This is a genomic window from Armatimonadota bacterium (assembly GCA_031081675.1).
Taxonomy (GTDB): domain Bacteria; phylum Sysuimicrobiota; class Sysuimicrobiia; order Sysuimicrobiales; family Kaftiobacteriaceae; genus Calidihabitans; species Calidihabitans tengchongensis.
Map to the genome: position 1 here is coordinate 30,076 of JAVHLZ010000017.1, position 22,667 is coordinate 52,742.

At 71.4% G+C, this 22,667-nt stretch carries 18 protein-coding genes and 1 pseudogene; 12 read left to right on the forward strand and 7 right to left on the reverse strand.

The window, feature by feature from the left end:
* Nucleotides 1-37 precede the first annotated feature (37 nt).
* Nucleotides 38-838, reverse strand: a complete 801-nt coding sequence (locus tag RB150_07770) for an SDR family NAD(P)-dependent oxidoreductase (protein MDQ7820432.1) — start codon at nucleotides 836-838, stop codon at nucleotides 38-40.
* Entirely contained in the window at nucleotides 835-2,169 is a 1,335-nt protein-coding gene (locus RB150_07775; GenBank protein MDQ7820433.1) for an aspartate aminotransferase family protein, read from the reverse strand. The genes RB150_07770 and RB150_07775 overlap by 4 nt, the downstream gene beginning before the upstream one ends.
* A 282-nt stretch (nucleotides 2,170-2,451) precedes the next feature.
* Between RB150_07775 and RB150_07780 the strand changes: the two genes are divergently transcribed.
* The 5 genes from RB150_07780 to RB150_07800 all read left to right on the forward strand — a co-directional run bounded on the left by RB150_07780 (nucleotide 2,452) and on the right by RB150_07800 (nucleotide 7,804).
* Nucleotides 2,452-3,303, forward strand: coding sequence for an ABC transporter permease (locus tag RB150_07780; GenBank protein ID MDQ7820434.1), 852 nt, complete (start codon nucleotides 2,452-2,454; stop codon nucleotides 3,301-3,303).
* Entirely contained in the window at nucleotides 3,303-4,223 is a 921-nt protein-coding gene (locus tag RB150_07785) for an ABC transporter permease (protein MDQ7820435.1), read from the forward strand. The genes RB150_07780 and RB150_07785 overlap by 1 nt, the downstream gene beginning before the upstream one ends.
* Nucleotides 4,224-4,249: 26 nt before the next feature.
* Nucleotides 4,250-5,872, forward strand: a complete 1,623-nt coding sequence (locus tag RB150_07790; protein ID MDQ7820436.1) for an ABC transporter substrate-binding protein — start codon at nucleotides 4,250-4,252, stop codon at nucleotides 5,870-5,872.
* Nucleotides 5,869-6,795, forward strand: a complete 927-nt coding sequence (locus RB150_07795) for an acetamidase/formamidase family protein (protein MDQ7820437.1) — start codon at nucleotides 5,869-5,871, stop codon at nucleotides 6,793-6,795. The genes RB150_07790 and RB150_07795 overlap by 4 nt, the downstream gene beginning before the upstream one ends.
* A 112-nt stretch (nucleotides 6,796-6,907) precedes the next feature.
* Nucleotides 6,908-7,804, forward strand: a complete 897-nt coding sequence (locus RB150_07800) for an SMP-30/gluconolactonase/LRE family protein (GenBank protein MDQ7820438.1) — start codon at nucleotides 6,908-6,910, stop codon at nucleotides 7,802-7,804.
* Nucleotides 7,805-7,829: 25 nt separating this feature from the next.
* Here RB150_07800 and RB150_07805 read toward each other — a convergent pair whose 3' ends face one another.
* On the reverse strand, nucleotides 7,830-8,468 hold the full coding sequence (locus RB150_07805) for a serine protease (protein ID MDQ7820439.1): 639 nt from the start codon (nucleotides 8,466-8,468) through the stop codon (nucleotides 7,830-7,832).
* A 602-nt stretch (nucleotides 8,469-9,070) separates the two neighbouring features.
* Between RB150_07805 and hisD the strand changes: the two genes are divergently transcribed.
* From hisD to RB150_07825, 4 genes are all read left to right on the forward strand, one after another.
* Entirely contained in the window at nucleotides 9,071-10,327 is a 1,257-nt protein-coding gene (hisD, locus tag RB150_07810) for a histidinol dehydrogenase (GenBank protein ID MDQ7820440.1), read from the forward strand.
* 115 nt (nucleotides 10,328-10,442) lie between these two features.
* A complete protein-coding gene (locus tag RB150_07815) occupies nucleotides 10,443-11,588 on the forward strand; it encodes an ABC transporter substrate-binding protein (GenBank protein ID MDQ7820441.1) in 1,146 nt (381 codons plus the stop codon).
* Between the two features lie 91 nt (nucleotides 11,589-11,679).
* Nucleotides 11,680-12,534, forward strand: a complete 855-nt coding sequence (locus RB150_07820) for a branched-chain amino acid ABC transporter permease (protein MDQ7820442.1) — start codon at nucleotides 11,680-11,682, stop codon at nucleotides 12,532-12,534.
* Nucleotides 12,535-12,538: 4 nt separating this feature from the next.
* The gene (locus RB150_07825; GenBank protein MDQ7820443.1) at nucleotides 12,539-14,242 is read left to right on the forward strand and encodes a branched-chain amino acid ABC transporter ATP-binding protein/permease; all 1,704 of its coding nucleotides are present in this window, start codon (nucleotides 12,539-12,541) and stop codon (nucleotides 14,240-14,242) included.
* A 63-nt stretch (nucleotides 14,243-14,305) separates the two neighbouring features.
* Here RB150_07825 and RB150_07830 read toward each other — a convergent pair whose 3' ends face one another.
* Together RB150_07830 and RB150_07835 are read right to left on the reverse strand one after the other, a co-directional pair.
* Nucleotides 14,306-14,488 (reverse strand): hypothetical protein, encoded by a 183-nt coding sequence (locus RB150_07830; protein MDQ7820444.1) that lies wholly within the window; start codon nucleotides 14,486-14,488, stop codon nucleotides 14,306-14,308.
* Nucleotides 14,489-14,518: 30 nt separating this feature from the next.
* Complete coding sequence (locus RB150_07835; GenBank protein ID MDQ7820445.1) at nucleotides 14,519-15,451, reverse strand: VWA domain-containing protein; 933 nt, start codon at nucleotides 15,449-15,451, stop codon at nucleotides 14,519-14,521.
* A gap of 110 nt (nucleotides 15,452-15,561) precedes the next feature.
* Here RB150_07835 and RB150_07840 point away from each other — a divergent pair, with 110 nt between their 5' ends.
* A complete protein-coding gene (locus tag RB150_07840; protein ID MDQ7820446.1) occupies nucleotides 15,562-16,716 on the forward strand; it encodes a radical SAM protein in 1,155 nt (384 codons plus the stop codon).
* A 25-nt stretch (nucleotides 16,717-16,741) separates the two neighbouring features.
* Here the strand turns inward: RB150_07840 and RB150_07845 are convergent.
* Nucleotides 16,742-17,803 (reverse strand): annotated as a pseudogene (locus RB150_07845) (aldehyde dehydrogenase family protein).
* A 37-nt stretch (nucleotides 17,804-17,840) separates the two neighbouring features.
* Here RB150_07845 and RB150_07850 point away from each other — a divergent pair.
* Nucleotides 17,841-19,946: a hydantoinase/oxoprolinase family protein gene (locus RB150_07850; GenBank protein ID MDQ7820447.1), complete on the forward strand. Its 2,106-nt coding sequence runs from the start codon at nucleotides 17,841-17,843 to the stop codon at nucleotides 19,944-19,946.
* Between the two features lie 146 nt (nucleotides 19,947-20,092).
* On the forward strand, nucleotides 20,093-21,733 hold the full coding sequence (locus RB150_07855; GenBank protein MDQ7820448.1) for a hydantoinase B/oxoprolinase family protein: 1,641 nt from the start codon (nucleotides 20,093-20,095) through the stop codon (nucleotides 21,731-21,733).
* A gap of 34 nt (nucleotides 21,734-21,767) precedes the next feature.
* On the opposite strand, the gene RB150_07860 is transcribed toward RB150_07855, so the two are convergent.
* Nucleotides 21,768-22,667, reverse strand: a 900-nt coding sequence (locus RB150_07860) for a helix-turn-helix domain-containing protein (GenBank protein MDQ7820449.1), incomplete at its 5' end; no start/stop codon positions are given.

Sequence of the window (22,667 nt, forward strand, 5' to 3'; positions counted from 1 at the left end):
GAATCCCGCCGCGGGACGTGCTTCACGTTTCAACGCTTCAACGTTTCAACGTTCCCCGCGCGCACACGTCGGGCCGCAGCCGGCGGACCGCCCGGGAGGCCAGCCGGTCCAGCAGACCGGGCGCCAGGGCGTTGAGGACGACCGCCACCCAGAAGATCCGCGGCATCACCACCATCCGCCGCGGCCGGTCGGCCAGCGCCACGATCTGCGCCGCCACCTGCTCGGTGGACAGGCGCAGCCGGCGCGGCATCAAGTAGCCGGTGCGGGGCCGGCGTCCGCGGCGAAATTCGGTCCCCTCCACCGTGCTCGGGTAGATCCCGCAGACGGCGATCCCCTGGGGCCCGAGCTCCCGGCGCAGCGCCTCGGTGAGGCCCCGCAGGCCGAACTTGGTGGCGTTGTACACCGACGTGGTCGGCACGGCCAGCAGCCCGGCCACCGAGGAGACGTTGATCACCACGCCGCCGGTGCGCCGCATCACCGGGACGGCGGCGCGGATCATCAGGATCGGCGCGACCAGGTTGGTGGCCACCTCGTCCCCCACGTCCCGGGGGTCCAGCTCGTCCACCCAGTTGTACCGGCCGATGCCGGCGTTGTTGACCAGGACGTCGAGGCGGCCGTAGCGGGAGGCGGACGCCTCCACCACCCGGGCGGGAACCTCGGGGTCGGTCAGGTCTGCCGGCACCACCAGGGCGTCCGGCAGCGCGGCCGCCACCTCCCGGAGGCGGTCCTCCCGCCGCGCCACCAGCACCACCCGGTCCCCGCGGGCGCCGAAGGCCCGGGCGGTGGCGGCGCCGATCCCGGAACTCGCCCCGGTGACGAGGACGACCCGGCCGCTCACGCCGACGCTGCGGCCAGGACGGACTCCCGCAGGATTTCCACCATCCGCTCCAGCTGGGCCTCGGTGATGACGTACGGCGGCGCCAGCAGGACGGTGTCTCCGATGGGATGGGGGGCCGTCTGGCCGACCCGGATGCGGGTGATCAGCCCCCGCCGGCGCGCTTCGGCCACCACCCGGCCGCCCACGCCCACCGCCGGCGTCCGGGCCGCCTTGTCGGCGACCAGCTCCACCCCGGCCATCAGCCCCAGCCCCCGCACGTCGCCCACCAGGGGCAGATCGCGCAGCGCCTGCAACCGCTCCAGCAGCCGCGCCCCCAGGGTGGCCGCGCGCTCCACGAGGTTCTCCCGCTCGTAGATGTCCATGGTCGCCACCCCCACGGCGCAGCAGGTGGGGTGGGCCGAATAGGTGGCGGCGTGCATGAACCGCTCCGGGGGCGGCGCCGAGAGGATGGCCTCGTGGATCCGCCGGGACACCATCACGCCCCCCAGGGGCAGGTAGGCGCTGGTCACCCCCTTGGCAAAGGTCACCAGGTCCGGCCGGACGCCCCAGTGCTCCAGGGCGAACCACCGGCCGGTCCGTCCGAACCCGGTGATGATCTCATCGGCAATCAGCAGCACGTCGTAACGGTCGCAGATCTCCCGCAGCGCCGGGAAGTAGTCCGGGGTGGGCGGGATGACCCCGCCGGCACCGATGACCGGTTCGGCGATGACCGCCGCCACCGACTCGGGACCCAGCCGGCGGATGGCGTCTTCCACCTCCTGAGCGCCTGACCCCGGGTAGCGGTACGGATACGACGGCAGCACGTGCACGAACCCGGGCACCAGGGGCTGGAACATGGTGTGGAACGAGGGAATGCCGGTGGCGCTCATGGCCGCCAGGGTCACCCCGTGGTAGGCGTGGACCCGGGAGATGATGGTGGTCTTGGCGGGCCGGCCCTGACGCCGCCAGTAGTACCGGGCGATCTTGAACGCCGTCTCGTTGGACTCGGCGCCGCCGGTGGTGAAGTACACGCCCGACAGGTTCGGGTAGGCCCGGGCCAGCAGGCGCCGGGCCAGCTCCACCGCCGGCTCGTTGGTGAAGCCGGCGTAGGCGGAGGCGTAGGCCAGCCGCCGCATCTGGGCCGCCGCGGCATCGGCCAGCTCGGTCCGCCCGTGGCCCAGGGTCACGTTCCACAGGCAGGACAGGCCGTCCAGGTACTCCCGGCCTTCGGCGTCGCGCAACACCGCGCCCCGTCCTTCCACGAACAGGATCGGGGCCTCGTGGTCGGCGGGGTGGTGCAGCGGGTGGATCAGGACCTGGTGGTCGGTGCTGACCAGCGTGCGGACATCCATGGCTGTCTCTCCCGTGAAAAGGTGTCGCGCCGTTCGTGCACGGGAACAGTTAGGCGCGGGCGGGGTCGGCCCCTGCGCCGGCGCGGGGAAGGAGCGCGGCGCGTCCGGGTCTAATCAGAAACGTCAATCATCAGACGCGCCACGTCGTCTCGGGATCGGAGTACAGCAGGCGTGAACGCTCGTCCAGCCGACGGCGCCACCGGGCGGCCCGGAGCGCCGCTGCCGGCATCATCACCGGCGGATGTGATCCGCGCCCTCCGCGTCGCCGCTCCCCGGCCCCGGGTGCCGCCGTCGCCGTGGAGCCGGGTGGCGCGCAACCGGGCGGCGCTGTTCGGCATCGCGGTGATTGCGGTGGTGACCGCGCTGGCGGTGCTGGCGCCCTGGGTGGCCCCGCACGATCCCGCCGAGCAGTTCACCGAGGGCCTGTCCCCCGAGGGCCGCCCCCTGCCGCCGGGAGGCCGGTTCTGGCTGGGCACCGACCTTCTGGGACGCGACCTGCTGTCGCGGCTGATCTACGGCGCCCGGGTCACGCTGCTGATCGGGGTGGCCGCCAACGGCGCCGCGCTGGCCATCGGGACGGTGCTGGGCACAGTCGCCGGCTATTTCCGCGGGTGGGTGGGGACCGCGTTCATGCGCCTGACCGACATGATGATGGCCTTTCCGGCCCTGATCCTGGCCATCGCCCTGGCGGCCATCCTGCGCCCCAGCCTGTGGATCGTGGCCCTGGTGATCGCCATGGTCAACTGGGTGTGGATCGCCCGGGTGATCTACAGCCAGGTCCTGTCCATCGCCCAGCGGGAGTTCATCGAGGCGGCGCGGGCCCTGGGGGTACCCACCGGACGCATCTTCGCCCGCCACCTCTTCCCCCACCTGCTGCCGACGCTGCTGGTGTGGGGCACCCTGGGCATTTCCACCACCGTGATGTTCGAGGCGGCCCTGTCGTTCCTGGGTGTGGGTGTGCAACCGCCCACCCCCAGCTGGGGCGGCACCATCAACGAGAGCCAGTCCTACTTCCTGGAAGCCCCCTGGCTGGTCGGCTTCCCGGGCGCGGCCATCCTGCTCACGTCGCTGTCGTTCAACCTGGTGGGCGACGCCCTGCGGGACGCCCTGGACCCGCAGATGCGGGGGCGCTGATGGCCGCCTACCTGGTGCGCCGCATGGTCCAGTCGGTGGTCATCCTCGTGGGGGTGACGGTGATCACCTTCGCGCTCCTGTACGCCCTCCCCGCCGATCCGGCCCGGATGATCGCCGGCCGCAGCGCCACCGTGGAGACGGTGCAGCGCATCCGCGCCGAGCTGGGCCTGGACCAGCCGCTGCCGGTGCAGTACGCCCGCTACGTCAGCCGGCTGGTGCGGGGAGATCTGGGCCGCTCCTACGCCCAGAAGATCCCGGTGGCCGACCTGCTGTGGTCGCGGCTCCCGGCCACCGCCCTGCTCATGGCGGGCGGCATCGCCTTTGAGCTGCTCATCGGGCTGCCGGCGGGGATGCTGGCGGCGCTGCGCCGGCGCTCCCGGCTGGACCAGCTGGTGATGGTCGCGGCCTTTGTGGGCGTGTCTGCGCCGCAGTTCGTGGTCGGGCTCTTCCTGCTGTACTGGCTGGCCTACCGCTGGGGGCTGTTCCCCCTGGGCGGCTACGGGACGCCGGCCCACCTGATCCTGCCGGCGTTCGCCCTGGGCGTCGCCGGGGGCGGATGGTACGCCCGGGTGATGCGCTCGTCCATGCTGGACGTCATCCACCAGGACTACGTGCGCACCGCCCGGGCCAAGGGCCTGTCGGAACCCCGGGTGGTGGTCCGGCATGCGGTGCGCAACGCTCTGCTGCCGGTGGTGTCCATGGTGGGGCTGGACATCGGCACCTTCATGGGCGGCGTGGTGGTGGTGGAGACGGTGTTCAGCTGGCCGGGCATCGGCCAGCTGGCCTGGCAGGCCATCCAGATCGTGGACATTCCCGTGATCATGGGCGTGGTGGTGGTCTCGGCCCTGGCCATCACCACAGGCAACCTGCTGGCAGACCTGGTGTACCCGCTGCTGGATCCCAAGATCCGGTACGGGTGACATCCCACACACGGAGGTGAGCGCACATGGGCAAAGCCTGGATGGCGGCGGTCACGGCGGTGGCGGTGGCGCTGGCGGCGGCCACGCTGGCGCCCCCGGGGTTCGGCCAGGCCCGGGGCAATACGATGATCGTCACCTTCAAGGACGACGTCAGCACCCTGGACCCGGCCATCGGCTACGACTGGCAGAACTGGTCCATCATCAAATCCATCTTCGACGGCCTGATGGACTACGAGCCGGGGACCACCAAGCTGGTCCCGCACCTGGCCGAGTCCTACACCATCTCCGCCGACGGCAAGACCTACACCTTCCGGCTGCGCCGGGGGGTGAAGTTCCACAACGGGCGCGAGGTGACGGCCCAGGACTTCAAGTACTCGCTGGAGCGCGTCCTCAACCCCAAGACCCAGAGCCCCGGGGCCGGCTTCTTCGGCGGGATCGCGGGGGCGGCGGCGTTCAGCGAGGGCAAGGCCGCGGAGGTCTCGGGCATCCGGGTGGTGGACCGCTACACCCTGACCATCACCCTGGACAAGCCCAACGCCGCCTTCCTGCACACCATGGCCCTGAACTTCTCCCACGTGGTGCCCCGGGAAGAGGTCGAGAAGGCCGGCGCCGACTTCGGCCACAAGCCGGTGGGCACCGGCGCGTTCCGGGTCAAAGAGTGGGTGCTGGGCCAGCGGCTGGTCCTCGTCCGCAACCGGGACTACTTCCTGCGGGGGCGGCCCTACCTGGACGAGATCGTCTTCCAGGTGGGCGTGGAGCCCAACGTGGCGTTTCTGAAGCTGCAGCGGGGCGAGGTGGACGTTCTGGGCGACGGCATCCCGCCCGCCGAGTTCGTCAAGGTGATGAACAACCCCACCCTGCGCCGGCTGGTGGCGGTGGGCGACCAGCTCCACACCGGCTACGTCACCCTCAACACCCAGGTCAGCCCTCTCACCGATGTGCGGGTGCGCCGGGCCCTGAACATGGCGGTGGACAAGGCGCGCATCGTCCGCATCATCAACAACCGGGCCGTGCCCGCCACCCAGGTCCTCCCGCCCCTGATGCCGGGCTACGACCGGTCGTACACGGGCTACCCCTTTGACCGCGCGCAGGCGAAGAAGCTGCTGGCGGAGGCCGGGTACCCCAACGGGTTCTCCACCGTCCTGTACGCCAACAACACCGACCCCAACCCGCGCATCGCCCAGGCCATCCAGCAGGACCTGGCGGCCATCGGCGTGCGGGTGGAGCTCAAGACCCTGGCCCAGAGCACCGTCATCGAGGCCGGAGGCCAGAAGGGTCAGGCGCCGATGATCTGGTCGGGCGGCATGGCGTGGATCGCCGACTACCCCGATCCCAACAACTTCTACTGGCCCATCCTGTCCTGCGCGGCCCTGGCCCCCGGCACCTGGAACTGGGCGTGGTACTGCAACCAGCAGGTGGAAAAGCAGGTGGAGCAGGCCGACGCCATGGTGCAGCCCGCCCAGGCGGCCGCCCGGGAGCAGCGCTTCCGGCAGATCTACCGGACCATCATGGGCGACGCGCCGTGGATTCCCATCTTCCACGAGAAGCGCTACACGATGCACTCGGCCCGCATGGGCGGGCCGGAGGTTCTGTGGGTGGACCCCATCCACATCCCGGTGCACTACGACGAGGTGCGGGTGGTCCGATGACGCACCACACCCTGCACCGCCAGCGGCATCACTTCGGCTGGAACAACGCCCTGGAGCCCGCCCTGCGGGTGGCGCCGGGGGAGGTGGTGGCGTTCGAGGTGGTGGACGCGAGCGGGGGCCAGCTGACCCGCTCCTCCACCGTCGCCGACGTCGCCTCTCTGGACTTCGCGCGGGTGAATCCGGTCACCGGCCCGGTGTACGTTGAGGGCGCCCGGCCCGGAGACGCCCTCGAGGTGGAGATCCTGGACCTGGAGGGCAGCGGGTGGGGGTGGACGGCCATCATCCCGGGCTTCGGGCTGCTGGCCGAGGACTTTCCCGCCCCCTTCCTGCACATCAGCACCTACGATGCCCGGGGGGTGGAGTTCGCCCCCGGCATCCGCCTGCCGGTAAGGCCGTTCCCGGGCACCATCGGGGTTGCCCCCGCCGAACCGGGCGTGCACTCGGTGGTGCCCCCGCGGGAGGTCGGCGGCAACATGGACATCCGCGATCTGGTCCGGGGGACCACCCTGTGGCTGCCGGTCCGGGTGCCCGGAGCGCTGTTCTCGGTGGGCGACACTCACGCCGCCCAGGGGGACGGCGAGGTGTGCGGGACGGCGGTGGAGTCGCCCATGGTGGTGACCCTGCGCTTCGGCCTGCGCCCCCAGGCGGGGCTGCGCCGGCCCCGGTTTTCGGTTCCCGGCCCGCCCACCCGGCACGTGGACGAGCGCGGCTACCACGTGACCACCGGCATCGGCCCGGACCTGATGCAGGCCAGCAAGGACGCCGTCCGGGACATGATCGACCTGCTGGGCCGCGAGTACCGCCTGACTCCCGAACTGGCCTACGCCCTGTGCAGCGTGGCCGTGGACCTGCGGATCAGCGAGGTGGTGGACGCGCCCAACTGGGTGGTGTCCGCCTACCTGCCGCGGTCCATCTTCGTGTAACGCGCCCGGGGCCGGGGAAACCCTCCCGGCCCCGCCGCCCTCCTCCCCGGCGGGCAGGGATCCTTCCGCGCCGCAGACAAGTGATCTCCATCCCGGGTGGGAGGTGGTAGCCATGAACAGAGGGTCGGGCGCGGTCGGCGGGCTGCTGGCGGTCGCCCTGACGGTGGGGTGGGCTGTCGCCGGCGGGGCGGCGCCGGCGGAGGCGCCGATCCTGGTGAGTGGCTTCGCCACCCCCGAGTCGATCCTGTACGATTCCCGGGCCGATGTCTACCTCGTCTCCAACATCAACGGCTCGCCCACCGCAGCCGACGACAACGGGTTCATCTCCCGGGTGGCGCCCGACGGGCGCGTTCTGGACCTGAAGTGGATTGACGGCGCCCGGCCCAAGGTCCGGCTGAACGCTCCCAAGGGCATGGCGGTGTCCGGCGACACCCTGTACGTGTCCGACATCACCACGGTGCGGATGTTCGACCGCCGCACCGGCGAGCCCCGGGGCGCGGTGGTGATCCTGGGATCCACCTTCGTCAACGATCTGGCGGCCGGCCGCGACGGCACCGTCTACATCACCGACACCGGCGTGCGGCCGGACTTCAGCCCCTCGGGCACCGACGCCATCTACCGGCTGTCCGGCGGCCAGATCGGCGTGGTGGCCCGGTCGCCCGATCTCAACCACCCCAACGGCATCGCCGTCCTGCCCGACGGCACGCTGGTGGTGGTCACCTTCAGCCCCGCAGGCGAGATGTACACGGTGGGCTCGGACGGGACACGCCGGAACGTGCGCCGCCTCCCGGCGGGCAACCTGGACGGGGTGGAGGTCCTGCCGGGCGGCGCGCTGCTGGTGTCGTCGTGGGGCGCGTCGGCGGTCTTTCGCGTGGAGCCCGATGGAACGGTCTCCACAGCCGTCGGCAACGTGCCCTCCCCCGCGGACATCGGGTACGACGGCCGGCGGAACCGGGTGCTGATCCCGGTCTTCACCGAGAACCGGATCGTCATCCACCCGCTGCGCTAGGGATCCACGGTCCTCCGGGTGAGGGTCAGCGCACCAGGACCCGGCAGGGGCCCAGGCCGGTGGCGATGGGCAGGGCGATGCTGTAGTTCTCCTGAGGGTTGCTGGCGATGAAGATGGCCACCACGAACCCCCGGGCGTCCAGGACCGGCGAGCCGCTGGCGCCCTGGTGCAGGGCCGGCCGGAAGACCACCATGGGGGTGTTGACCCGCCGGCCGGACAGCACGGCCACCCGGATCACCTGGGTGACCCGGCCCGAGGCCACCGTCCATCGCCGGCCGGGATAGCCGCCGGTGCGGACGGGCTCGCCCACGGTCACCATACGCCAGGCGATGCGGTACCGCGGGGTGCCCCGGGGCATGCGCGCCGTGATCACGGCCGTGTCCCGGTCCGGAGCGCGGCACTGCACGTGTCCGGTCACCGTCGCTGCGGGCAGGACGATCTGCACCGCCCCGGACACTGCGTGCTTGGCGGTCAGCACGGTCTCGGGGCCGACGATGACCCCGGTGCCGTACCGCACCACGTCTCCCTCGCGGGTGACCAGCATGGGAATGCCCCGCCGGTCGGGCGCAGTCAGCACCGGACCGTCGGCGCGGGCGGGAGACGCCGCGGTCGTCAGGGCCAGAACGGCCAGGGCGGGAAGGGCCACCGGCCCTCTGCGGGCCATCGTCCGCTGTCTTGCCCGCGACGCTGCGGCGACAGGCATGATCGCCCTCGGAGGCAGGTCAGCCGCCGCGTCCGCACCGCCCGGCGGACGGGCTGTGGTGGAGGTGCGGGACACCCTCTTCACCCCCGCCGTCCTGCGGATCCGCCCCGGCACCACCCGTGACGTGGCGCCACAGCGGCCGCAACGCCCACCGCCCCCGCCTCCGACCGCTCCGGGGACTCCGATCTGCGGGGCCCGGGCAGACCTACCCGGTGGACCTTCTCGCAGCCGGAGCGTACCGGTATTATCGCACACCTCCCCGCGCACCCGCAGGCCGCGGCCCAGCCGGCGTGATCCTGTGGGACGTGGACCCACGAGCCGTGATTGGCGGGATGTCGACCGGACGGCGGCGTCACGGTGCCGGGCGCCGACGGCGTGGCGGCGGAAAATCCGGCCGCGTGGCGCTCCACCCTGGACCGGGGTGCGTGGCTACCAGGCCATCTACGTGACCGCCTACAATAGGAGAACACGGCCTGTAGGCTTGTGACGGGCATGCGCGGGGTGGCGCGCCCGGCGCGGGTGCCGACGCGCCGGCAGAATGTGACCCGTTCCGGGAGGTCGCCGTGCAGATCCTGAAGGCGCCGCGGACGCCGCTCGAACCCGACGACGAGGAAGTCAGGGCCGCCGTCGCCCGCATCATCGCCGACGTCCGCGCGCGGGGCGATGCGGCCGTGCGGGAGTACACCCGCAGGTTCGACGGCGTGGACCGGGAGCCGGTCGTCTCCGGGGACGAAGCCCGGCGGGCGCTGGCGTCCCTGGATCCGGCGGACCGGGAGGCGCTGGAGGGGGCCGCGGGGAGGATCGAGGCGTTTGCCCGCGCCCAGCGGCAGGCGCTGCAGGACGCAGCGGTCGAGGTCAGCCCCGGCGCACACGCCGGACACCGCCTGGTGGCGGTGAGGTCGGCCGGGTGCTACATCCCCGGCGGCCGGCGCCCGCTGCCGTCCACCGCCCTGATGACCATCATCCCCGCGCGCGTGGCGGGCGTGCCCCGCATCGCCGCCTGCGCCCCGCCGGGCCCGGACGGCTCCGTGCACCCGGCCACCCTGGCGGCCGTGGCGCTGGCCGGCGCCCACGAGATCTACTGCATGGGCGGGGCCCAGGCCATCGCCGCCCTGGCCTACGGGACGGAGTCGGTGCGCCCCGTGGACCTGATCTGCGGGCCCGGCAACGCCTTCGTGGTGGAGGCCAAACGGCAGGTCTACGGCCGCGTGGGGATCGACCTGCCGGCCGGCCCCAGCGAGGTGTGCGTCCTGGCCGACGCCAGCGCCGACCCCGCGCTGGTGGCGGCGGACCTGCTGGCCCAGGCCGAGCACGACGTCCGGGCGCGGGCGGCGCTGGTCAGCACCGACGCGCGGGTGGCCCGGGCGGTGCTGCGGTGGATCGACGAAGCCCTGGCCCAGGCGCCTGCGGACGATGTGGCCCGCACGGCGTGGCAGGACCGCGGGGAGGTGGCGGTGGCCGCCGACCTGGACGAAGCCTGCGCATACGTCAACGCGGCGGCCCCCGAGCACGTGGAGCTCCACCTGGCCGACCCCGATGCGGCGCTGGGCCGCCTGGACGCCTGCGGGGCGGTGTTCATCGGCCCGGCCTCGTCGGCGGTGTTCGGCGACTACGGCGCCGGACCCACCCACGTGCTGCCCACGGGGGGCGCGGCCCGCTTTGCGGGAGGCCTGTGGGTGGGCACCTTCCTGCGCCCGGTCGCCTCCCTGCGGCTGACCCCCGACGCCGCCTCCGCCCTGGCCCCGGTGGTGGAGCGTCTGGCCGCGCTGGAAGGCCTGCCCCGCCACGCCCGCGCCGCCCGCATGCGCCGGCGCGTCTGACAAGACCCAGGGATCCGGGATCGGGAGGGCTCAAACCGGAAGGTCCGGGCAGGCGTTCGCCCCGCCCGAGGTCGAAAGGATCCTGTGAAAGGATTCCACGCGGAGGTGACGGACGGTGGCACGACGCAGCGTGCTGCTTGTGGTGGTGGGTGTGGCCCTGGCCGCCGCGGGCGCCGGCGCCCAGGCGGAGCCGGTCCCCATCGGCCTCAGCGCACCCCTGACCGGGTTCGGAGCGCCCGACGGTCTCAGCGTGCGGCAGGCCGTGGAGCTGGGCGTGCGGCAGATCAACGCCGCCGGCGGCGTGCTGGGCCGGCAGATCCGGCTGGTGGTCTACGACGACCAGGCCGCCCCGCCCCAGGGCGTGGCGGTGGCCCAGCGGCTGATCGAGCGCGACAGGGTCGTGGCGGCTGTGGGCGGATCCTACAGCGGCGCCACCCGGGGCGCGGCGCCCATCTTCCAGCAGAACCGCGTCCCCTTCGTGGTGGGCTACGCGGTGCACCCCGAGATTACCCGCGCCGGTCCCTACGTGTTCCGGGTGGGCTTTCTGGGCCCGGTGGAAGGGGCCGGGGCCGCGGAGGTGGCCCGGCTGTACTTCAACGCCCAGCGGGTAGCCATGCTCACCATGGACAACGACTTCGGCCGCGCCCTGGCCCAGGGTTTCCGGGACCGGGCCAGCAAGACCGGCCTGAACATCGTGGGGGAGGTCATCTACCCCCTGGGCGAAAAGGACATGGCTCCCCACGTGACCCGGGTGCGGGCCATGAACCCGGACCTGATCTTCGTCAGCGGCCTGTTCAACGAGGCGGCGCTGATCACGCGCACCGTCCGCCAGCTGGGCCTGCGGGCCCAGATCCTGGGCGAGGAAGGCTTTGACTCGCCCAAGTACCTGGAGCTGGCCGGAGCGGACGCCGAGGGCGTGGTCATCGTCACCAACCTCAACCGGGACGACCCGCGGGCCGTGGTGCAGACGTTCCTGCGGGAGTACCGCCAGGCCTACAAGATGGAGGCCGACATGGTGGGAGCGTCCAGCTACGACGCCCTGCGCATCATCGTGGACGGGCTGCGCCGGGCCGGCACCACCGAGTCGGCCCGGCTGCGGGACGCGATTGCGGCCACCCGCAACTTCAACGGGGTGACCGGGGTTCTGTCCTTCACCCCCCAGCGGGAGACCATCAAGCCCATCCAGGTCCAGGTGGTCCGCAACGGCCAGTTCCGGTACTTCGGCGTGATCACCGACCCGGAGATCATCACGCCGCCCTGACGGGCCCCGGGAGACGGGTCGTCGGGCTCCGGGCGCCGGCGCACCGGCGCCCGGAGCGGCTTTCGCGGGGCGCGCGCCCGAGGCGCATGGCATGCTTGTCCAGCAGATCGTCAACGGCCTGACCGTCGGCGCCATCTACGCCGTGGTCGCTTCCGGCCTCACCCTGGTCTACGGGGTGCTGCGCATCCTCCACGTGGCGCACGCCGGCATCTACACCCTGGGCGCCTACCTGGGAGTGGTGACCTACGCCCGCACCCACAGCCTGGCCCTCGCGTTTGCCGCCGCCATGGCCGGCAGCGGGGTGGCCGGGTGGGCGGTCCAGCGGTGGATCTACCTGCCGCTGCTGTCCCAGCCCCGCATCGTCCCCCTGATCGCCAGCATCGGCCTATACATCGCCCTCGAAGACCTGTTCCGCCTGGCGGCGGGGCCGTACTCCCTGGCGTTTTCCGCCCGGCTGCCCGTGGGGCCGCTGGCCGCAGGTGGGCTCACCATCACGCCGGCCCAGATCCTGGTGGCCGCCGTAGGCGCGCCCCTGCTCGTGGCGGCGTGGTGGGTGCTCACCCGCACCCGGGTCGGGCTGGCGTGGCGGGCGCTGGCCGACGACGCCCCGATGGCCGCCGCCAGCGGGGTGGACGTGGGGCGGGCGGTGGGCCTGAACGTCCTGCTGGGCTCGGCCCTGGCGGGGGCCGCCGGCGTGCTGGTGGGGGTGTTCTTCAACGCCGTGGAGCCCACCATGGGCAGCGTCCCCGCCTACAAGGGGCTGGCCATCATCGTGCTCGGCGGCCTGGGATCGTTTCCGGGTGCGGTGGCGGCGGCGCTGCTGCTGGGCGTGGTGGAGGCGGTGGCCATCGGGACGGTGGGCCTGCTGCCGCGGGACGCCCTGGCGTTCATCGCCCTCATCGCCATCCTGCTCCTCCGCCCGCAGGGCCTGTGGGGGCGGCGCTAGGATCATGGAGATCGGCCTCTACCACGTCACCGTCGCCATCGTGGCGGCCATCTACGCCATCCTGGCCATCGGGCTGAACATCATCTCCGGCTACGCCGGTCAGCCCACCCTGGGCCACGCGGCGTTTTGGGGCATCGGCGCCTACACCCAGGCCCTGCTCGTCACCCGGGCGGGGCTGTCGTTCTGGGAGGCGCTACCGCTGTCGGCGGCGGTGACGGCCCTCATCGGCGCGGGCGTGGGCACCGTCAGCATCCGCCTGCGCGAGGACTTTTTGGCCATCACCACCATCGGCATCAACTTCGTGGTCGTCTCCATCTTCCTGTACACGCCCTTCTTCGGCGGCAGCCTCGGCATCGGCGGTGTCCTGCCTCCCACGCTGGGCGGGACGACACTCTCCAAGCCGGCCTACCTGGCCCTGGTGGGGGCGGTGGTGGTGGCCCTGGCGGGGCTGGATGTCTGGCTGCGGCGCACGTGGCTGGGCATGGGGTGGGCGGCCCTGCGGGAGGACGAAATTGCCGCCGAGACGTGCGGGGTGGACACCCGGCGGTTCAAGGTGGTCGCCTTCGTCCTGGGGACGGCCCTGGCGGGCCTCGCCGGAGGACTGTACGCGCACTTCATCCAGTTCGTGGAGTACCGGGATTTCGGCTTTCCGGCGTCGGTGGCCGTCCTGAGCATGGTGGTGGTGGGAGGCCTGGGGACCCTGCGGGGCGCCGTCGCGGGGGCTGTGCTGCTTACGGTCCTGCCGGAAGTGTTCCGGGTGGTCAGCAACTACCGGATGCTCCTGTACGGCGTCACCCTGGTCCTGGTGATGCGCTACCAACCGTCAGGGCTGCTGGGGCCGGGCTCGTGGCTGGGCCGCGTCCTGGACCGGCGCCTGGCCCGGCCCCTCCGGCGGGTCCCCGCGCCTGCCCGCCCCGCAGCGGCGGCGGCCGTCCCCGCCTCCGACGGCGGACCGATCATCGAGGTGCGCCAGGTCAGCAAGAGGTTTGCCGGCCTGTGGGCCGTCCGGGACGTCTCCCTCCAGGTGCGCCGCGGGGAGATCGTGGGGCTGGTCGGCCCCAATGGCGCCGGCAAGACCACCCTGTTCAACGTCATCTGCGGCCTGCTGCCGGCCGACGGGGGAGAGGTCCTGCTGGACGGGCGGCCGCTGACCGGGCTGCGGCCGTCGGAGATCGCCCGCCGGGGAGTGGGCCGCACCTTCCAGATCACGCGGCCATTTGGGGGGATGTCGGTGCTGACCAACGTGGTCGTCGCCCTGGGGCACGGCGCATACCCGCATCCCCGCCGGCGCCTGCGGAGGGCGGAGGAACCGGAGGTCCTGGGGCGGGCGTGGGAGATCCTGGACCGGACCGGGCTGGCCGATCACGCCCACACACCCGCGCGTGCCCTGCCCCTGGGGATGCAGCGGCGGCTGGAGGTCGCCCGCGCTCTGGCCCTGGACCCCACAGTACTGCTGCTGGACGAGCCGCTGGGCGGGCTCACCGCCGGCGAGATCGAAGGCGTGGTGGCCCTCATCCGCGCCCTGCGCGAGGAGGGCAGGACCTTTCTGGTGGTAGAGCACAACATGCCGGTGGCGATGCGGCTGTGCGACCGCATCGTGGTGATGCACTACGGGGAGAAGATCGCCGAGGGATCTCCCGCCCAGATCCAGGCCGACCCACGGGTGCGGGAGGCCTACCTTGGGGCGACGTATGCTGAACGACGTTGAAGGTTGGAGGGTGAAGGTGAGGATGAAGGAGTAGTGAGGATTCTTACCTTCACCATTCAACCTTCAACCCAGTTCACCGGCAAGTCGCTGGAACTCGGCGGCGCGCCAGGGGGCCCTCTTGACCAGCTTCTCGAGGATCTTCTGCTTCTCCTCGGCGGTTCGCGCCTGCTGCAGGCGTGCCAGCAGCTTGCGGACCCGCTCACGGCGGTGGCGCCGCTGGCGGAGTTCGCGGTCCCGCACACGCATCCGCTCTCACCTCCCGCGACGGTCCAGGCATCAGCCGATCCGGTACAGCCGCGCCCCGGCCACCAGGGAGGCGACCAGGAACGCCGCCGCCGCCGCGGCCGCGGCGGGCGAGGCGTCCACCGGCCGCACCGTCCACCCGACCACCCGGGACAGGTCCCGGTAGACCTCCCGCAGCCGGCGGGCGTCGGAGGCCCGGTAGTAGGTCCCACCGGTGCGGTCGGCGATGGCCTGCAAGGTAGGCTCGTCGAGCACTCCCCAGATGCCGCTGCGCAAGCGCGCCGGGTCGGTCTCGGTGGCCACCCCCACAGTATACACCCGCACTCCCCGGGCGCGGGCAACCTCCGCCGCCTCCAGGGGAGGAACGCCGTCACTGGCCCGGCCGTCCGACAGCAGCACCGCCACCGCCCGGAGGGTCGGCAAAGCCGCCTCCCCCGCCCGCCCCTCACCCGCCACCGCCCGCACCGCCTCCACCAGGCCCGAGCCGAGCTGGGTCCGCAACTGGGTGGACAGGGTGCGGATGGCCTGAGCCAGCCGGTCCCGGTCGGTGGTCAGGGGCACGACCGTCGCCGCGTAGTTGCCGAAGGTCACCAGCGCCACCGGCGTGGCGGCCGGCAGCCCGGCCAGGAACTCCAGGGCCGCGGCCTTGGCGGCCTCGATCCGGCTGGGAAGGATGTCGGCCTCCTCCATGCTGCGGCTGACGTCCACCACCAGCGCCACCGGCAGCCCCTTCGGAACCCGCCACGGCACTACCGGACCCGCGGCCGCCACCACCGACGTCAGCAGCGCGGCGCCCAGGGCGACCGCCCCCGCGTGTCGCCCGCGGGAGGCGGTCGCCTGCAGCAGGGACGAGGGAAAGCGTACCGCCAGGCGCGCCGGCGCCCGCCGCAGGGCGGTGACGTACAGCACCGCCAGGGCAGGAAGCGCCGGGATCACCGCCAGGACCTGTGGATGTCTCCAGCCCATGCCGGCCTCCTCCCGGCCCGCCGGGTCGGTGGCGCTATCGTACACCGCCCGCCCCGGTCCTGGCGACCCGGTCCCCGTCCCGGGGCGCGGTATCATGGGAATGGCCGGCCGTGGACCTGACCGTGGATGCGCGCCCCGCGGCGCCCGCCCAGCGCTGCGCCCTGTGCGGGACCCACTCTCCCCTGATCGCCTCGTGGCTGGGGGTCTGCGGTCCCTGCGTCCGCCGCCATCCGGAGCGGGCGGAGCCCCTGGTCCGCGCGGCCCACCGCCGCATCCGCCGGATGTTCGGCCAGCCCGAGTCCCCGCCCCGCACGCCGGGCGGAGTGCGGTGCACCCTCTGCGCCCACCAGTGCGTGATCGGCCCGTCCGAGGTCGGCTACTGCGGCCTGCGGGTCGCCCGGGACGGACGGCTGGTGCACCTGGCCGGGACGCCGTCCCGGGGCCTGCTCCACTGGTACCGGGATCCGCTGCCCACCAACTGCGTGGCCATGGAGGTGTGCGCCGGGCGGGGCAGGCGGCGGGGCCACAACCTGGCCGTGTTTTACGGCAGCTGCACGCTGAACTGCGGGTACTGCCAGAACTGGCACTACCGGGACTTCCTGCCCACATCCGCCGAGATCGCGGCGGAGCGGGTGGCGCCATCGCCGGCAGCGTCGCCCCTGGCGCGGCGGGGCATCAGCGCCGCCGACCTGGCGGCGGTCGCCACGGCCGACACCTTCTGCGTGTGCTACTTCGGAGGCGACCCCGCCTCCCAGATGCCCCACGCCCTGGCCTCGGCCGCGCTGCTGGCCTCCCGGGGCGTGGTCGTCTGCTGGGAAACGGCCGGCACGGCGCACCCCCACCTGCTGGACCGGGCCGTGGAGCTGTCCCTGCACACCGGCGGCACCGTCAAGTTCGACCTCAAGGCGTACTCGGAGGGCCTCCACCTCGCCCTCACCGGCAGCTCCAACCGGCAGACCCTGGCCACCTTCGCCCGCGCCGCCGCCCGGTTCGCCGAGCGGCCGGACCCGCCCCTGGTGGTGGCCAGCACGCTCCTGGTGCCGGGATATGTGGACGCCGACGAAGTCCATCAGATCGCCCGGTTCATCGCGGGGTTCAACCGCGACATCCCCCTGGTCCTGCTGGGGTTCGCGCCGAACTTCTTCATGCCGGACCTGCCCCCCACATCGGTCCGCCACGCCGACGACGCCGTCGCCGCGGCCCGGGCCGCCGGCCTGACCACCGTGCGGGTCGGCAACCGCCACCTGCTGTCCCGGGACTACTGAATATCGCCATCGCCTGAGCCGGGGCTCAGCCCGACGTCCGGATCGCCACCATCTGGATATGGGTCATCTCCTCGATGGCGTAGCGCACCCCCTCCCGCCCGATCCCGCTCTGCCGCATGCCTCCGTACGGCATGTGGTCGGCGCGGAAGGTGGGCGCGTCGTTGATGATCACGCCGCCGAAAGTGAGCGTGCGGATGGCCCGAAAGATCCGGTCAATGTCCCGGGTGAACACGGCGGCCTGCAGCCCGTAGGTCGTGGCGTTGGCCTGCTCCAGCGCTTCCTCGAAACTGTCGGCCTCCATGACCGCCGCCACCGGAGCGAAAGCCTCCTTCTCCACCACCTTCATCGGGGGCCGGGTCCCGGTCAGCACCGTGGGCCAGTACACCGCACCCTCCCGGCGGCCACCGGTCACCACCTCCGCCCCGTCCGCTTGCGCTTCCCTGACCCACTCCTCGATGCGCTCGGCCTCCCGCACATCGATCATCGGCCCGACGTCCACCCTCTCGTCCAGGGGATCGCCGATCACCATCTCCTCGGTTGCCCGGGTAAACTTGTCCAGGAAAGGCTCGAAGACCCGCCGGTCGGTGTAGATGCGCTGGACCGAGAGGCAGACCTGCCCGGAGTTGTAGTACGCGCCCACGGCGCAGCGCCTGGCCGCCACCTCCAGATCGCCGTCGGCGGCGATCACCACCGGTGAGGTGTTTCCCAGCTCGAGGGTGACCTTCTTGATCCCGGCGCGGCTGACGATGTGGCGCCCCACATCCGTGCTGCCGGTAAAAGTCACCTTCCCGACCCGCGGGTCGGTCACGAGCCAGTCGCCCACGGTGCCGCCGGGCCCCACGACCAGGTTGATGGCGCCCGGCGGCACCCCGCACGCCTCCAGAATCTGGCAGAGCCTCACCGAAGTCAGCGGCGTCGCGCTGGCCGGTTTCAGGACAACGGCGTTCCCGGCCGCGATGGCCGGAGCCACCTTATGGGCCACCAGGTTGAGCGGAAAGTTGAACGGGGTGATCGCCGCCACGACGCCGACCGGCCGCCGCACGTAGAATCCGACGTACCCCACCCCCGCGGGCACGGCGTCCAGAGGGACGGTCTCTCCGTGTGTATAAAGAGCTCATCCGGTCATGGTGCGGGTCGGCGTAGACGTTGGCGGGACGTTCACAGACCTGGTGGCCTTTGCCGAGGAGACGGACGAGACGGCCCTCATCAAGGTCCCCTCCACCCCGTCGGACCCGGCCCACGGCGTGGTCGAAGCCGTCCGGCGATTCCTGCGGGACCATGGCCGTCGCTGGGAGATCCGTGGTGCCTCCGTGTCCTTGATCCATGCCTCCACCATCGGCACGAACCTGCTCCTGGGACAGAAGGGCCTCCGCATCCCCACGGGCGCGCTGGTCACCACCGAGGGGTTCCGGGATGTCCTGGAGATCGGAAGGCAGCGGCGGCCTGACCTCTATGATCTGTTCTTCCAGCGCCCGAGGCCTCTGGTTGAGCGGCGGCACCGGTATACGGTACGGGAGAGGATGGATGCGCAGGGTACGGTCGTGGTGCCTCTGGACGAAGAGGGGATCCGGCACATCGCGGAGGGGATGCGGGAGGAAGGGATCGAGACCGTGGCCGTCTGTTTCCTGCACTCCTACGCAAACCCGACCCACGAGACCGCCGCCAGGCGCCTTCTGTCCGCGCTCCTTCCGGACGTTCCCATCGTCATCTCCTCCGACGTGAACCCGGAGTACCGGGAATATGAGCGAACCAGCACCACCGTCGTCAACGCGTTGTTGATCCCGGTGGTGTCCAGCTACCTCCGGGAGCTCGAGGGGAGAATCCGCGCCGAGGGAATGGCCTGTCCGGTGTACGTCATGCAGTCCAACGGGGGGCTCGCCACCGTCGAGTCGGCATGCCGCCTCCCCGCCGCCACCATCGAGTCCGGTCCTGCCGCCGGGGTTGTGGCGTCTGCCACCCTCGGGAAGATGCTCGGGATCCCTTCCATCCTGAGCTTCGACATGGGGGGAACCACAGCGAAAGCAGGTGCCATTGTGGGCGGCGTCCCCCAGGTGGTCACGGAGTACGAGGTCGGGGGGCGCATCCACAGCGGCCGCATCGTGAAGGGAAGCGGGTATCCCGTGCGGTTTCCCTTCATTGACCTGGCCGAGGTCAGTGCCGGGGGCGGGACCATCGCATGGCTGGATCCGGCGGGCGGGCTTCGCTGCGGTCCCCTGAGCGCGGGCGCACGCCCCGGACCGGCGTGCTATGGCCTGGGAGGGGAGGACCCCACCGTCACCGATGTCAACCTCCTCCTGGGCCGGATCAATCCGCGGGGTCTTGTGGGCGGCGAGATGCCGGTGTCGCCGGCCCTGGCGGAGGAAGCGCTGAGGAAGAAGATCGCCGATCCCCTGGGACTGGACCTCGTGCGTGCCGCTTCAGGAATCCTCCAGATCGTGAATACCCAGATGGTGCGCGCCCTTCGCCTGGTATCCCTGGAGCGGGGGTATGACCCCAGGTCGATGGTCCTCATGGCGTTCGGGGGGGCGGGCCCCATGCACGCGGCGTTCCTGGCGGAGGAGCTCGGCATCCCGGAGGTCATCGTCCCCCCCGCCCCTGGGCTCTTTTCTGCCCTCGGCCTCGTGACGAGCGACTTCAAGCACGACTATGTGCGCAGCATCATGCGCCTTGCCGCGGCGGTGGACCTGGAAGCCCTGGAGCAGGCGTTCCGAGATCTGGAGCGGGAGGCCGTGCGGCAGCTCCGCCATGAGGGCGTTCCCGAGGCGCAGATCCTTCTGCAGCGGCAGCTCGACCTTCGCTATCTCGGGCAGTCCTACGAGATTACCGTGAACGCCCCGCGGCCCGTGGAGAGGACGAGTCTGAACTCCGTGGTCGAGGCCTTTCACAGGCGGCATGCGGAGATCTATGGCTATGCGGCGGAGAGAGAACCGGTGGAGGTCGTAAACGCCAGGCTCACGGCCACAGGGATCGTCGAGAAACCAGCCCTGGCACGGCCAGGCGGGCGAGGGTCTCAAGCGCCGGGCGACGCCAGGGTGGGGGAGCGGCCCGTATACTTCGAGGGCTCCGGTTGGCACTCCGCCCCCGTCTACTGGCGTCCGCATCTCTCCCCTCACGAGTCGGTCAAGGGCCCGGCGATCGTTGAGCAGTACGACGCCACCACCGTCATCCCTCCAGGGTACACGGCGACGGTCGACGAGGCGTCGAACCTCCACCTGCGCCGGCAGATGTAGGGAGATGCGCCGTGCGACTCTGGCGGGGCCTCCCTACGGGGAAGAGCGGAAGGGAGGTCCCTCCCACGACGGGCGCGCGCTCGGCCGGGGACGCGGAGCGGGACCTCTTTGGACATGCGGGGCATGAGGCCTTTCGGAGGATTCCGATGAACACGGATCCCGTCACCGTCGAGGTCGTTCGAAATGCCCTCACCTTCGCTGCCGAGGAGATGGGGGTGGCACTGCGCAACAGTTCCTACTCCCACAATATCAAGGAGCGCATGGACCACTCCTGCGCTCTATTCGATGCGGGTGGAAGGCTCATCGCCCAGGCCGAGCACATCCCCGTGCACCTGGGCTCCCTCCCCTGGGGTGTGAGGAACACCCTGGAGTACCTGGCGAGGGAACGGATCGCCCTGGAGGAGGGCGATGCGATCCTGCTCAACGACCCTCACCTTGCGGGGACGCACCTGAACGACCTCACCCTCCTCACCCCTGTCTTCGTGGGCGGGCGGATCGTGGCCTACGCCGCCAACAAGGCCCATCATGTGGACGTGGGAGGCCGCGCGCCGGGGAGCATCACGGGGGACGCCGCCGAACTGTTCCAGGAGGGCGTTGTGGTCCCGCCCGTCAAGCTTCTGCGCGCAGGAGAGCTCTCCCGTGACGTGCTGGCGATCCTTTGCAGCAACGTCCGGGCCCCTGACATCACCCTCGGGGATCTCCGCGCGCAGATCGCCGCCAACAACCTGGGGGCGCGCCGGGTGGTCGATCTCGTCGGGCGGTACGGACTGGAGGTTCTGCAGGCGACCTGGGAGGAGATCATCGCCCACACCGAGAGGCTGGCCAGGGGGGATCTCGGTCGCCTCCCCAACGGGATCTATCGCGCGGAAGACTGCCTGGAGGACATCGGCGTCAGGGACGAGCCCGCGTGGATTCGCGCCTCGATTACGGTGGAGAAAGGCCGGGTTCATGTGGACTTCACGGGGACCTCCGCCCAGGTGGAGGCCCCCCTCAACGCTGTCTTCGGTGTCACCCTTTCGGCGGTGTACTTTGTCATCAAGTGCATCCTCGATCCCTCCATCCCCATGAATGAGGGGGTTCTGCGGGCCGTGACGGTGACCGCACCCGAGGGCACGCTGGTGAACCCCCAGCGCCCGGCACCCGTGGCGGGCGGCAATCTGGAGACATCCCAGCGCATCGCCGATGTCCTCTTCCGGGCCCTCGCCCAGGCCATTCCCGACCGCATCCCCGCCGCCAGCAACGGAAGCATGAACAATGTCATGGCCGGAGGCCGTGATCCCGTGCGACAGCGGTCCTGGGTCTATTACGAGACCATCGGCGGGGGTTCGGGCGGGAGGCCTGGTCAGGACGGCGTGGACGGGATCCACTGCAACATGACCAATACCCTCAACACACCCATCGAGGCCATGGAGCAGTATTATCCCGTGCGGTTCGAGCGCTACGAAATCCGCCCCGGCACAGGCGGGCGGGGGCGGTGGAGGGGAGGGTGCGGGATCGAGCGCTCCTGGACGCTCCTGGGCCCGTCCGCCACGGTCTCCATCCTCACGGAGCGGACGAAGATCCCGCCGTGGGGTCTCGCCGGCGGGGAACCCGGGGGGTTAGGCGAGCACTGGATACGCAGGAAGGACGGCCGGTGGGAGAGACTTCCCGGAAAGGGGACATTCACCCTCCGAGAGGGAGATACGCTCGTGATCCGGACCCCCGGGGGAGGCGGCTACGGCGACCCCGCACAGCGTGACCCGGCCCTGATCGAGCGTGACCGTGCCAACGGCCTTATGCCAGTCTAGGTTGTCAAGTTCCGGAAGGGTGTTGACACCTTGCTCATGAGGAGACCTCCTTGCGATGCATGAAGAGCTCGCCAGGGGTACGACCTCGAGTCCGATACCCCAGGTGGGGACGGTGGTAGTTGTAGAACGTCAGGTAGCGATCCAGAGCGTCCTGCATGGCCGCCACGCGGGTGAAGAAGCGTCGGCGAAACTCCAGGCGCCACAGTTCGCCCAGAATGGTGCCTTGCAGGCGCTCGACGAAGCCGTTGGTCCAGGCATGGCGGGGTTGGGTCCGCGTGTGCTGGATCCCCAGCGCCCGACAGGCCTGATCGAACGCCCCCCGGTACTCGCTGCCCTGATCGGTCAGGACCCGCTGGATGACCCAGCCCGCGCCCCGATAGGTCGGCTCCACTCGGCTGGTCAGGAAGCGGGCTGCCGCCCGGGCCGAGAACTCGGTCGACACCTCGGCGATGGCATACGAGCATGCCGCATCGCAGGCGGTGTACTGCCAGACTTTGCCGACCCCCTTGAGCTTGCCGATGTAGAACGTATCGACACAGACCACTTCGCCGGGACGGCGCGCTGCGATGTGCCGGGCCTGCTGCGCCAGCCAGCGACGTGTCCGGTCGGTCAACAACCCCGCACTCTGGGCACTGTGGATCTCCAGCACGGCCAGGCGTTCCCAGCGGGTTTGCAGCCCGCGGCGGCGCAGCAGGCGGTAGATCGTCGTCGGGGCCACCCGCAGCCCGCCCTGCTCCGGTCGCGCCAGCTGGGCGGCCACTCGGGCCGGCCCCCATGTCGGCCAGGCGAGGGCGAGCGCCAGGATGGCGCGCTCCTCCTGCGCGGTCAGGGTGGGGGGCCGACCGCGTCGGGGCCCCTGGCGGCGGGGATGCAAGCCATCGGGGCCGTAGGCCACGTACCGTTTCCGCCAGCGGTAGAACAGGGTGCGGGAGAT